The sequence below is a fragment of the Paenibacillus anaericanus genome (assembly GCF_003994475.1).
GTDB classification, from domain to species: Bacteria; Bacillota; Bacilli; order Paenibacillales; family Paenibacillaceae; genus Fontibacillus; species Fontibacillus anaericanus.
The window spans coordinates 30,799-44,678 of the sequence record NZ_RZNY01000013.1 but is presented as its reverse complement, the minus strand read 5'-3'; the positions used below and the strand labels follow the sequence as shown (position 1 = coordinate 44,678).

9 protein-coding genes are annotated in these 13,880 nt (G+C 41.9%); 8 read left to right on the top strand and 1 reads right to left on the bottom strand.

Translation table 11 applies throughout. From position 1 onward, the window contains the following. Window positions 1–6 precede the first annotated feature (6 nt). Window positions 7–1,194, bottom strand: a complete 1,188-nt coding sequence (locus tag EJP82_RS15865) for an ROK family transcriptional regulator (protein ID WP_127193054.1) — start codon at window positions 1,192–1,194, stop codon at window positions 7–9. A gap of 236 nt (window positions 1,195–1,430) precedes the next feature. Between EJP82_RS15865 and xylA the strand changes: the two genes are divergently transcribed. From xylA to EJP82_RS15825, 8 genes are all read left to right on the top strand, one after another. Further along, window positions 1,431–2,738, top strand: coding sequence for a xylose isomerase (gene xylA, locus EJP82_RS15860; protein ID WP_127193053.1), 1,308 nt, complete (start codon window positions 1,431–1,433; stop codon window positions 2,736–2,738). Window positions 2,739–2,880: 142 nt separating this feature from the next. Next, window positions 2,881–4,377 carry a xylulokinase gene (xylB, locus tag EJP82_RS15855; RefSeq protein WP_127193052.1) on the top strand — a complete coding sequence of 499 codons (1,497 nt, stop codon included), beginning with the start codon at window positions 2,881–2,883 and terminating at the stop codon, window positions 4,375–4,377. A gap of 219 nt (window positions 4,378–4,596) precedes the next feature. Continuing rightward, window positions 4,597–6,417 (top strand): cache domain-containing sensor histidine kinase, encoded by a 1,821-nt coding sequence (locus EJP82_RS15850; protein ID WP_127193051.1) that lies wholly within the window; start codon window positions 4,597–4,599, stop codon window positions 6,415–6,417. After that, entirely contained in the window at window positions 6,410–7,933 is a 1,524-nt protein-coding gene (locus EJP82_RS15845; RefSeq protein WP_127193050.1) for a response regulator transcription factor, read from the top strand. The genes EJP82_RS15850 and EJP82_RS15845 overlap by 8 nt, the downstream gene beginning before the upstream one ends. 153 nt (window positions 7,934–8,086) lie before the next feature. Continuing rightward, window positions 8,087–9,583 (top strand): ABC transporter substrate-binding protein, encoded by a 1,497-nt coding sequence (locus EJP82_RS15840; RefSeq protein WP_127193049.1) that lies wholly within the window; start codon window positions 8,087–8,089, stop codon window positions 9,581–9,583. Between the two features lie 95 nt (window positions 9,584–9,678). After that, entirely contained in the window at window positions 9,679–10,611 is a 933-nt protein-coding gene (locus EJP82_RS15835; protein ID WP_127193155.1) for an ABC transporter permease, read from the top strand. Between the two features lie 73 nt (window positions 10,612–10,684). Then, window positions 10,685–11,551: a carbohydrate ABC transporter permease gene (locus tag EJP82_RS15830; protein WP_170220211.1), complete on the top strand. Its 867-nt coding sequence runs from the start codon at window positions 10,685–10,687 to the stop codon at window positions 11,549–11,551. A gap of 28 nt (window positions 11,552–11,579) precedes the next feature. Beyond that, on the top strand, window positions 11,580–13,877 hold the full coding sequence (locus tag EJP82_RS15825; protein ID WP_127193047.1) for a glycoside hydrolase family 3 N-terminal domain-containing protein: 2,298 nt from the start codon (window positions 11,580–11,582) through the stop codon (window positions 13,875–13,877). Window positions 13,878–13,880 lie beyond the last annotated feature (3 nt).

Sequence of the window (13,880 nt, the reverse complement as noted above, 5' to 3'; positions counted from 1 at the left end):
CAGCTGTCACAAGCTTGAACTACTGGCCACAGTTACATCGGGGTCTGCGAGAAAAGAAGTAATCGGCATTGAAGCCGCACCTAATGCGGTTGAACGGATGCCGAGTGCAGCAAATGTGACGTTAGTCTTCTTACGATGATAGGACAAGCTGCGGGACTCAACCGTCCGTAGCATAGCGTCTTGAAGCATATCTCCCGCAAGTGAGAGCCTGCTACCAATGACGATCAACTCAGGATTCAAAATATTAATCAGATTCGCCAGTCCAACACCTAAGTGTGAACCCAATTCTTCTAATAAGGCTATAGCAGTCTCGTGACCTGTCTTGGCCTGAATAATAATCTCTTCTAAATTGGGACGGGAATCTTCCCATAGAACAGCGGCGCGATCTAGTAATGCTTTCTCCGAAGCAAGCGTCTCCCAACATCCACGATTACCGCAGCGACAGAGAGGGCCATCTTCGGCTATCGTCATATGGCCGACCTCACCAGAGAAATTGGAGGTGCCACGATACAATTCTCCTTTGACAATAATTCCCGATCCGATACCAACGCCGATACTGAGGTAGATCAGATTAGCAGAGTCTTGTCCTGCTCCAAATAGCTTCTCACCGATAGCCCCGGCATTTGCCTCATTGTCGATATGAATGTTATCGCCAAATAACGTGCTTAGAGAATCATAAAGAGAGATGTTGTTCCACCCTAAATTGGGGGAGGAGACGACCTTGTTCTCCTCGTCAACAAGTCCGGGTACTCCGATCCCCATACCGACTATTCCGTATGGGGATGCCGGTGCTTTTTTTCCCAGAAGGGTTATATGTTTACGCATTTGATTCAGAACATTTTCGGGGGAGCAGTCAGTCAATGGAACCGTCTTCTCCTGAATTACATTGCCTTCGAGATCAACAAGAATCATCAGCAAATCGTTGACACGGATGTCTACTCCGATGGCATGACCAGCACTTCGATTGAATAACAGCAGTGTGGGCTTCCGTCCGCCACTGGATTCGCCAGGACCAATTTCAGTGACAAGCTGACTTTCAATCAGTTCGGACACAAGCGATGATACAGTTGCTTTGTTCAGCCCAATGGCTGAGGAGATGTCCGCTCGGGACAGCGGTTGTTGCTTTCGTATCGTATCTAGAACGATCCTTTTATTCATTTTTTTGATCAGTTGTTGATCGCCCGTAATCTTCATTCGTCATCCTCCAGAATAGGTGTAGCTTTGTACGATATTCTATATATTTGCTATCATAACATACCTACTAGGTGATAAATCAATTACTTTGTTAGTTCACTAGACAAACTAAGTTTGTCGTGGTAAGATCATGTTGAAAAAGCGGCACGCCACCATTATTGTGAGTGCGTGCCATTGTATAGGACTTGAATGAAAAGGCTTACTAAATTTTAAAATTAGGCAGGGAGGACTCAATTATGAGTTATTTCAAAAACGTAAATAAAATTAAGTATGAAGGCGCAGGATCAAGTAATCCACTAGCATTCAAACATTATAATGAGAACGAAGTAGTACTTGGTAAATCAATGAAGGAACATCTTCGTTTCGCCGTGGCTTACTGGCATACATTAACAATGGATGGTAGCGATCCATTTGGTAAAGGCAACATGATTCGTCCATGGGAAACTGTAAGCGGAATGGATTTGGCAAAGGCTCGCGTTGAAGTTAACTTTGAGTTCTTGGAGAAGCTAGGAGTTCCTTATTACTGCTTCCATGATCGTGATATTGCTCCAGAAGGTAACACGCTGCAAGAAACTAACGAAAATTTAGATGTCATTATTGCTAAACTTAAAGAAGGTATGAACGCTACTGGCATTAAATTGCTATGGAATACAGCAAATATGTTCACAAACCCTCGTTTTGTTCATGGCGCTGCGACTTCATCCAATGCTGAAGTATTTGCTTACGCTGCAGCACAAGTGAAGAAAGGTTTGGATACAGGTCTTGAACTTGGTTCCGAGAACTATGTGTTCTGGGGTGGACGTGAAGGTTACGAGTCCCTATTAAACACAGACATGGGTCTTGAGCTTGATAACTTGGCGAAATTCTTCCATATGGCTCTAGATTACGCTAAGGAAATTGGTTACACAGGTCAATTCTTGATTGAACCAAAACCAAAAGAGCCATCCAAACACCAATACGACTTTGATGCAGCTACAACGATTGCATTCTTGCAAAAATATGATCTTCAAAATCACTTTAAACTTAACCTAGAAGCTAACCATGCTACACTTGCAGGTCATACTTTTGAGCATGAACTTCGCGTAGCACGTATCAACAACATGCTGGGTTCGGTTGATGCTAACCAAGGCGACATGCTGCTTGGCTGGGATACAGATGAATTCCCAACTGACGTAGCTTCCGTTACTTTGGCGATGTATGAAATTTTGGAGAATGGCGGTCTGGGTTCAGGTGGAGTTAACTTTGATGCCAAAGTTAGACGCGGATCATTCGATCCAGAAGATTTGTTCTACTCTCACATCGCAGGTATGGATACTTTCGCTAAAGGATTGAAAGTAGCTGGGAAATTAATCGAAGATAAATTCTTCGACAATATTCTTGACGAACGTTATGCTAGCTTTAAATCCGGTATCGGCGCTGACATCGTTGCAGGTAAGACAGATTTGAAATCCCTTGCTGCATATGCAATGCAAGCTGATGAGATTAAGAACAAGTCCAATCACTTGGAATTAATTAAAGCTCAATTGAACGAATATATGTTTTAAACTAAGTAATTTAGTGAAATAATCAGCACATATATGCTGAATTAAGGGGGCGCCTGTCGTCCCCTTTTTAAATACTGAAATAAGCTGGACAATGTAAAAAATGTAAACCTTAAGAGCGGTTAATGAGGGGAGAATATCTGAGATGAGTTATGTGATTGGTATTGATCTAGGAACGAGTTCGGTGAAGACAGTATTAGTAAATAAGAACGGAGAAATCAAAGGGGAGGCTACTGCCTCTTATCCGCTAATTCATGAAAACCCAGGATATAGTGAGCAGGATCCAGAGGTATGGGTGAGTGGGACTATTTCTTGCTTGAAGACGTTAATTCAAGAGAACGGAATATCACAGGATCAAATTGAGGGGATTTCATTCTCAGGTCAGATGCATGGATTGGTGCTGCTAGACGAACAGAACAAGCCGTTACGTCATGCGATTCTCTGGAATGATACACGGACTACGAAACAGTGTCGTGAGATCGAAGCGAAGCTTGGCCACAACTTGCTTGATATTACGAAGAACGCTGCGTTGGAGGGCTTCACTTTACCCAAAATTCTTTGGGTGCAGGAGAATGAACCGGAATTGTTCGATAAGGCAACTTGCTTCGTGTTACCTAAGGATTATTTGCGCTATCGTATGACTGGGTTGGTACAAATGGAAATATCGGATGCTGCCGGAACATTGCTGCTGAACGTTTCAGAAGGAGCATGGAGCACGCAAATCGCAGAGATTTTTGGTCTTCCTGAGAACTTCTGTCCACCGATTGTTGGTAGTACTGAAGCGACGGGGACACTGTTACCACAGTTTGCAGAGCAAACGGGTCTATCTCCAAAGACACGTGTTTTTGGTGGTGGAGCAGATAATGCTTGCGGTGCTGTCGGCGCAGGTATTGTCCGTAACGGGGATGCACTCTGCAGTATCGGAACTTCGGGTGTCATTCTAACGTATGAGGAAGACAAGAATAAAGACTTTGCCGGCAAAGTACATTTCTTCAATCACGCTCATCCTGGTGCATTTTATGCAATGGGAGTAACGCTGGCTGCAGGATACAGTTTGAGTTGGTTTAAGGATTCGTTTGCTCCAGATTTGAGCTTCGAGGATCTACTTGCCCCCGTTGCAAATGTACCAGTCGGATCAGATGGGTTACTATTTACACCCTATCTTGTAGGTGAACGTACTCCACATGCGGATAGTGTTATCCGTGGTAGCTTTATTGGCTTGTCCGGTACACATGGCCGTGAACACTTAGCTCGTGCCGTGATGGAAGGCATCACCTTCTCCTTGCAGGAGTCATTAGAATTGTTCCGGCAGGCGGGTATTTCAATAGAACGAGTTATATCGATTGGTGGTGGAGCTAAGAATCCGACCTGGTTACAAATGCAAGCCGATATCTTTGGTATTCCAGTTGTCTCACTGAAGAATGAACAGGGACCAGCAATGGGTTCTGCTATGATGGCTGCGGTAGGATGCGGCTGGTTTAGTAGTTTAAAAGAATGTGCAGACCAGTTCATTGGATACGGGACTACTTACGAGCCGATTCCTGAACATGTGGAGAAATACCGTCGTCTCTTCAAATTATATCAACAGGTGTACTCAGCTACGCTTGAACTGAACACTGGTCTTCAAGAGTTTCGCGGTTAGGGAAAGGATAGTATAGAAATACTCTATAATAAGAGCACCTGCTCTCCAAGGAAGTTGGAGAGTAGATGCTCTTATTTATATTTATGTAGCTAGAAGTAGGGCTGTAATCAGTTTAGAATTATAATTAGATTTGTTTCCCATAAAGGTTAACGGTTATGATGAATTAGCTAGATAAATCACTTTATTATAACTTCGAGCTGACAGATCTAGGAGGACATTATGCTGATAAGCAAGATTTATAGGAAATACCTCAAAAATAAATTGTTTATGAAAATTATCATTCTTTTTTCCGTGATTACGATTGTAACTGTTATTATATTTTCCTATTTGATGTTTATCACGATGTCGCAAGCGATGGTTGAGAGACAATTAGATGTCCAGAAAAGCGCTATTCAAAGCGTAAGTAAGTACATTAATAACAAATATGAATCCGTACAGACTATGATGCGTGATGTATATAGAAATGGTGATTTGGCGTCCAATACTTCATATTTTCTGGAGCACCCTTATGAGGAATATGTTAACTACAGATTGGATCGTTTTTATAGTGACAATGGTGCCACTAGTGATCCCGTACAGTTTTTTAGAAACCATGTAGAGGACGATCCGGATATTGCGAGTTTGATGTTATATAGTGCTGCTCAGCAGTATTTATATGTGTACAACAATACACAGTTTAAAATTGTTGGTACGAATGCTGCACACTCCTACGTCCCAGATGCCATGTATTTGGAAGCAGGATCAAACGTCTCCATACCAAATATTTGGGTGCGACAAAGTATTCAATTACCGGAATCGCCCATGTTCTCAGTTCGTGTACCGATTAATAATAATACGTCATTACGTAACATTGGCCAATTACAGGTTTACTTCAATTCAGAGAAGATTTGGGGTAGTCTGGAAAACTATAAAGATGAGTTTAAAGGTACGATTCTTGTTCTTTCGAGTGTAGGCGAAGTCATTTTTGATTCGTCGGGTACTTATTATGGTCAAAAGTATCCATACGCTGATCAAATAAACACAGTGTATGAAAATGATGTGACTACGACAGGAATGTCTATCACAAAGTTAACGGATATCCAAGGCGGATATACTGTACTTAGTTTGGTACCCAAGAAGGAACTTGCGGCCTCGTACCGCGGATTAAGGAATACAATACTGACGGTTAGTACGATTTGTATTTTATTCGCTATTATCATCTCTTCTCTGTTCATAGGTAATTTTGCTAAGCGGACGCACAGCATTATTCGCTTTACAAGAAAAGTGAAGAAAGGGGATTTAACAGCGAGAATTACAGATATTAAAGAAGATGAAATCGGTCAAATCGCCAAGAGCTTCAATGAGATGTTAGAAGAACTTAATTTGTATATAGACCGTGTTTACAAAGCGGAGATTAAGCAAAAGCATACCGAAATTGCCGCATTAGAGGCTAGAGTGAATCCCCACTTCTTATATAACACCCTGGAAGTGATCCGGATGCGAGCTATATCCCAGGGAGCTTCAGATGTTGGAGAAATGATATACAGTCTATCTGTACTGTTCAAAAGTTATGTTCAGCAGAAGCCTAGGTATACGTTAAAGGATGAACTCGAGGCCTGTCGGATGTATTTGGAACTGTTTCGAATACGTTACAAGGATAAGTTCTCTTATGATGTTCAATATGATAAGAAACTGGAGAACAAGTTAGTACTAAAAATGTCCCTGCAACCGATTATTGAGAACTACATTCTCCATGGAATGAGAACCGACAGGGCCGATAATCAAATTAGTATTAGGGTTACGAGTCAAGATGAAATCCTATGCGTTGAAGTGAGAGATAATGGACAAGGTATTCATCCGGAGAAATTGGCACAAATAAAGCAGGGATTGTTACATCCAGACATTTACTCGGGATCTTTTGGAATTCGTAGTATTCACGAGAGGTTAAAGTTACTCTATGGAAGTATATATGGTGTTGACGTTCAGAGTGAGTTTGGGAAGGGAACGGTTGTTACCGTTTGGTTTCCTGATTTGGGGGAGGATGAAGTGAAAAATGTATAAAGTATTTATTGTAGATGATGAACCATTTATTATCGAAGGTTTGTACGATATTGTTGATTGGGCTGCTCTGGGAATGGAAATCGTCGGGCATGCTGAGAACGGGTTAGAAGCACTAGAAGCATTAAAGGTAACTCCTGCGGATATTCTTGTTACCGATATTTCTATGCCGAAAATGAATGGCCTTGATTTGATCCGTTTCGTTCGTGAAATTCATCCAGACCTTAAGGTGATAGTATTGAGCGGATTTAATGACTTTGCATATGTGAAGGAAGGCTTAACACTAGGTATAGAAAATTACTTGCTGAAACCTATTAATTTGGAGGAGTTTAAGGCTACTCTGAATACGGTGGTCGAGAAGTTGAATGTCTCCAAAACCAAATATAATACCTTAAATGCGTATAGCATCATGATTTTAAAGGATAATGTAATGCACCGCTGGATGAGAGGACAGATTAATCCTCAAGAATTTGAAGAACGTGCAGATTTGCTGGGTATTGTCCTTAATAAGCGTTACATATTAGTTTCAATTTTACGACTACAGGATTCAGAACATGAGGCGTTCGATTCCGTTCTAACTCAATTGGAAGGGGAAGAGGGGATCATTCCGTTCCGTGATATGGATGGGGATATCGTATTGGTTTATAACTTTGATGACATAGAACAGGGAATAAAAAAAGTAGACATTGTACATCATAAACTTATTGACCTACTTACACCCCTTCAGCCCTTGCATCTATCTGTAGGGAACGTAGAGATTATGGAAGTGGAGCCCGCTCGTAGCTACACTAACGCCAAAAAGGTTCAGGAGTACTTCATGATCTACCAGGAACAAAACATCCTTCGATATGATGATCTCAAAGACCATCAGACTAATGCTGAACAAGGTCTCCATATGAACTGGAGTAACTACGCTAAGCTGATTATGGCAAAAGATAAGGAGGGACTACTTGCTCGTATAGAAGAGGATTTCGGATCACTCCGACAAGTGGAGTGGATTTCTCCTAGTTTACTCCAGGACCTGGCTATGGAATGGATTATTCGCTTCAAAATGCAATTGGAAGAGATTAGGCATGCTGAGGAATCTGAACTATACAAGAAGCACTTCGAGAAGATTAGAACTACATCTTCGCTTGAGGAATTAATTGATATTATGAAGGAAGTTGCAGAAATTACTGTGGATTCTCTGGCCAGCGATATGAAGAGCCCAGTAGTCCAGCAGGTACTGAACTATATCAAGCAGTCCTATAACGAAGATCTATCCCTTAAGACACTGGGTGCGCTGTACAATATTCATCCGGTATATCTAGGACAACTATTCCACAAGGAAGTTAATGAATCTTTCACCGATTATATAAACTGGTATCGAATTGACAAAGCAAAAGAGCTGCTTAGAACCAGTCAGATGAAAGTTCATGAAATAGCTCGAAGTGTCGGTTATTGGGAAACTGGTTATTTTTATAAACAATTCAAAAAATATGTGGGTATCTCTCCAACAGAATATAAAGGGCTAAGCTAGCGGTTTCTAGCTAGAGCCTTTTCTTTATTTTGTACATGATTTATTTAGTTTCACTTCTATGTGAAAATGCTTTCATAATTTAAAGTTAAGGTAGTCCTTAAGGGGCATAGACAAAAACAAAAGTAAGGTTAATCAAAGGGAGGGTATTCAATAATGAGTACAAGAAGAAAAAAGTTTTCTCTTTTGCTAACATCGCTGATGGCGCTTACACTATTGGTCACTGCTTGTGGTGGAAACAACAATGCGGCGAGCAATAACAATGCTTCTGGATCAACACCATCTAAGTCCGAGAAACCAGTTGAATTGATCTGGTATACGGTCGGAGCTCCACAAAAAGATGCTGATTTGGTTATGGCGGAAGTAAACAAATATACCAAAGAAAAAATAAATGCAACCATCAAATTGAAAATGATCGATTTCGGTGACTATTCGCAAAAAATGCAGGTAATGGCTGCATCCGGCGAACCGATGGATATCATGTTTACATGTTCATGGGCGTTTGATTACGTGCAAAACGCACGTAAAGGCGCATTTATGCAATTAGATGATTTGTTGCAAAATCAAGGTAAAGACATCGTAGCAACTCTTGACCCTGCGTTCCTTGAAGGTTCCAAAGTAGACGGTCATAACTATGGAGTACCGGCTAACAAAGAGCTTCCAGCTCAAGAAGTATGGCGTTTCAACAAAGAACTCGTTGATAAATACAACTTGGATATCACAAATGTGAAATCAATGGAAAGTCTAATTCCTTTGTTGAAGACGATCAAAGAAAACGAACCAGGCGTTACTCCTTATGCAATGGTTAAGGATTTCGTACCTGTAATGCCATTTGACTATGTTATCGAGAAATTGCCTATGGCTGTTTACCTTGATACTGAAGACTACAAAGTGGTTAACATCTTAGAAACACCAGAATTAAAAGAAACATTGAAAACTGTACGCACATTCTACAAAGAGGGATTTGTTTCCCCAGAAGTATCCACAGTAACTTCAGTAGATGACTTGTACAAATCAGGCAAGTGGTTGGTAGACCGTGCATCAACTCAACCTTTCGCAGATAACCTTTGGTCTACAAGCATGGGTTACCCAATCGTATCTACACCAGCTGGCGACCCAATTATTTACAACTGGTCTGTAATGGGTTCAATGCAAGCAATCTCAGCTAACTCTAAGTATCCTGAGAAAGCTATGGAATTCCTTAATCTGTTGAACACAGATCCGGTATTGCGTAATATGATCGATTCCGGTATTGAAGGCGTCCACTACGAAAAAGTTAGTGAAAACGTTATGAAGAATCTAGATAAATCTAAAGACTATGATATGCCAACATTTGCTTTTGGTAACGTAATGCTTACTTACCTAAATGAAGGCGACCCAGAGAACAAATGGGATGAATTCAAGAAATTTAATGAATCAGGAATTGATGCTCCATTGCTAGGTTTCAACTTCGATACTTCGAAGGTATCTACTGAACTTGCTTCTGTTCAAAACGTTAAGGAAGAGTATTGGGCAGCATTAATGACAGGAACCGTTGATCCAGATGAATATCTACCAAAAGCTATTGAGAAATTCAAAGCTGCTGGATTGGATAAAGTTATGGCAGAAGCTCAAAGACAAATCGATGAGTGGAGAGCGGCAACTGGTAAGTAATATCAATAATTAATGAAGAAAATCGGGCGGGTGATAGCCTTTCGCCCGATTTTTTTTCATGAAATTTACACTTTCAGGAGGGATATAACGTGAAAATGGTCGGAGAGTTTTTCAAAAATATCAACAGAAATAAAGTTATGTTATTCATGGTTCTTCCCGGCGCACTGTGGTTCCTCTTCTTCTCCTATTTACCGATGCTCGGAACGGTCATAGCCTTTAAGGAATATCGCTTCAGCCGCGATGGCTTCTGGGCCAGCATTGTGAACAGTAAATGGGTTGGATGGGACAACTTTAAATTTTTGTTTAGCACGGATGATGCCTATGTGATTACAAGGAATACATTGCTCTATAATATTGCATTTATCTTTATTGGACTCATCTTATCGGTAATATTGGCTGTCATATTATCCGAAATTACCAACAAGCGTCTCTCGAAAATATACCAGACCGGCATGTTCCTCCCTTATTTTCTTTCATGGGTCATTGTCGGTTATTTCACGTTTAGTTTCTTGAGCTCAGACCGTGGATTGTTGAACGGAGTATTTGAATCAATGGGCATTGAATCGATTCAATGGTATTCGGAATCGAAGTATTGGCCGTTCATTTTAGTATTTGTTTATTTGTGGAAGGCAGTCGGTTATAACAGCGTTGTATATCTAGCTTCTATTATGGGGATCGACAGATCACTTTACGAAGCCGCAATGATCGATGGCGCCAGCAAAATGCAACAAATTCGTGCAATTACGCTACCGCTTCTTAGACCAATCATCACGATCATGACATTGCTAGCTATCGGAAAAATATTTTATGCAGACTTTGGTTTGTTCTATCAAGTACCAAGGGATTCCGGAACATTGTATGGCGTGACAAACGTTATCGATACTTACGTATATCGTGGTCTTAAAACAACAGGTGAGATTGGCATGAGTGCTGCGGCAGGATTGTATCAATCGGTTGTAGGTTTTACTCTAGTTATGGCATCAAACTATATCGTACGAAAATTCGACAAGGATAACGCCTTGTTCTAAAATACCGAAGGGAGTGAGTAGTGTGTCTCAACGAAAAAAGAAAGAACGCGATTTTCATAACCTATCGACACCAATGAATATTTCATTTAACCTCATTGCCGGAATCTTTTCCTTGCTTTGCGTATTTCCTTTTCTGTTTGTAGTTATCATTTCCCTAACAGATGAGGGTGCGCTTGCTAACAATGGTTACAGATTAATTCCTGAAAAATGGAGTTTTTCGGCTTACCAATATGTATTTGATATGGGGGATTCATTAATCCGTTCCTATGGGGTGACGATTTTTGTCACAGTCGTAGGTACTATCATCAGTTTGCTGTTTATGTCCTTTTACGCGTACGCTGTTTCGCGAAAGAGCTTCAAATATCGTAACTTCTTCGCTTTCTTTGCCTTCTTCACGATGTTGTTTAATGGTGGACTTGTTCCGACCTATATTGTAGTTACTCAGCTTATGGGTTTAAAAGATACGGTGTGGGCTTTGATTTTGCCGCTAGCGGTAAATGCCTTCTACATTATGATCTTGCGGACCTTCTATAGCACAAGCGTTCCTGACGCTATTATTGAATCAGGGAAAATTGACGGAGCAGGAGAGTTCCGTATTTTCCTTAAATTGGTACTTCCTTTATCCCTACCGGGTCTGGCAACGATTGGTTTGTTCAGCACACTCGGTTACTGGAATGACTGGTTTAATGCGCTACTCTATATTGACAATCCGAACCTAGTGCCATTGCAATCGATGTTGATGCGTATCGAGACTAGTATGCAATTCATCATGCAAAATGCATCGAATAGCTCGCTGAGTTTGGAAGCTTTGAGATCATTGCCTCAAGATACTTCGCGTATGGCGATGGTTGTTCTGGCTACGTTACCGATTATCTTTGCATACCCGTTCTTCCAACGTTATTTCATTTCAGGGCTCACTATAGGAGCTGTTAAAGAATAAGGTCCTCAAAGAAGGAGAGAAGGCAACTATGATCTATAAGGATCGTAACAATTCTACTTCAGAACGAGTGGAACATTTGCTCAGTCTGATGACTTTGGAAGAGAAGATCGGCCAATTGATCCAACCATTTGGATGGCAGACTTATGAGAATAAAGACGGCAAAATCGAGCTTACTAAGGAATTCAAGGAACAGGTAAAGAATGGCGGTATAGGTTCGTTGTACGGCGTGCTTCGTGCTGATCCGTGGACGGGAGTCACAATCGAGACTGGATTATCCCCGGAAGAAGGCGCAGAGGCCGTTAACGAAATCCAACGTTATGCTATAGAGCATTCCCGTTTGGGTATTCCTATCCTGATTGGAGAGGAATGCTCCCATGGGCATATGGCGATTGGTGCTACAGTATTCCCTGTACCGCTAAGTCTTGGTAGCACATGGAATGTAGATCTATATCGCGAAATGTGCCGTGCTGTGGCGAGAGAGACGCGGAGCCAAGGTGGAGCCGCGACTTATTCTCCAGTACTTGATGTAGTGCGTGATCCTCGTTGGGGTCGGACTGAAGAGTGCTTCGGTGAAGATGCGTATTTGATCAGTGAGCTTGCGGTCGCCTCTGTGGAAGGACTTCAGGGAGAATCATTGGATCAAGAGGATAGCGTGGTCGCTACGTTGAAACATTTTGTAGGCTACGGTAGCTCAGAGGGCGGTAGAAATGCTGGCCCTGTTCATATGGGTAAGAGAGAATTGCTTGAAGTTGATATGCTTCCGTTCAAGAAAGCGGTGGAAGCGGGCGCTGTATCAATTATGCCAGCTTATAACGAGATTGATGGTATGCCTTGTACGACGAATAGAGAGCTTTTACAGGATATTCTCCGTACAGAGTGGGGATTTGACGGTATGGTCATAACCGACTGTGGTGCCATTGATATGCTGGCTACAGGCCACGATACCGCTGAAGGTGGGATGGATGCAGCAGTACAAGCGATCTCCGCAGGTATTGATATGGAAATGTCTGGTGAAATGTTCGGGAAGTACTTGCTTGAAGCTGTACGCCAGGAAAAACTAGACACATCGATAGTTGATACTGCAGTTCGTCGTGTGCTGAATCTGAAATTCAAACTGGGATTGTTTGATTCCCCGTATGCCGATCCAAAGAATGCAGCTAAAGTAATTGGTAGTGAAGAGCACACTGCACTTGCCCGGAAGATTGCCGGTGAGGGTGTTGTTCTATTGAAAAATGAAGGTAAGATCCTTCCACTATCCAAAGCTTCTGGTAAGATCGCTGTCATTGGACCCAATGCAGATGTAGGCTACAATCAGCTCGGAGACTATACTTCACCGCAACCTAGCTCTAAGGTAACAACTGTTCTTGGTGGTATCCGTAGTAAGTTTGCTGAGGAACCGGGACGCGTTCTTTATGCGCCTGGATGCCGGATTAAGGATGATTCCAAAGAAGGTTTTGATTACGCCCTTACCTGCGCCAAGGATGCAGATACGGTAGTTATGGTTGTTGGAGGATCCAGTGCCCGCGATTTTGGTGAAGGATCTATTGATTTGAAGACAGGTGCTTCAAAGGTTACAGATCATTCTTGGAGTGATATGGACTGTGGGGAAGGCATAGATCGTATGTCTTTGAAGCTGTCCGGAGCTCAGCTTGAACTGATTCAAGAAATCTATAAACTTGGTAAACCCCTTGTAGTAGTTTATATAAACGGTCGTCCGATTGCAGAACCTTGGATTGAAGATCACGCACATGCGATTCTGGAGGCTTGGTATCCAGGTCAAGAGGGTGGTCATGCGATTGCCGATATCTTGTTTGGTGATGTGAACCCGTCGGGTAAATTGACGATCTCTATACCGAAACATGTTGGGCAACTTCCGGTATATTATAATGGGAAGCGTTCTAGAGGAAAACGTTATCTAGAAGACGACTCTCAACCGCGTTATCCGTTTGGTTATGGACTGAGTTACACGGAATTTAGTTACTCTAATCTCACCGTCCAGCCGGAAGTAATTCCTGCGGATGGAGTAGCCACTGTTACGGTAGAAGTAACTAATACCGGCGACATGGAAGGTGCAGAGGTCGTACAGATGTATATCTCCGATACTGTCAGTGTTATAACTAGACCAGCCAAAGAGCTAAAAGGGTTCCGCAAGGTGACGCTAGCTCCTGGTGAGAGTACAACAGTTGAGTTCACAGTTGGAGCTGAACAGCTTGAGTATATTGGCTTGGATTACAAGCCTGTTGTAGAACCTGGTGAATTCCGCGTATTGGTAGGGAAACACGTGAACGATACGCTACATGCAACTTTAATTGTGCAGGAGGATTAATAT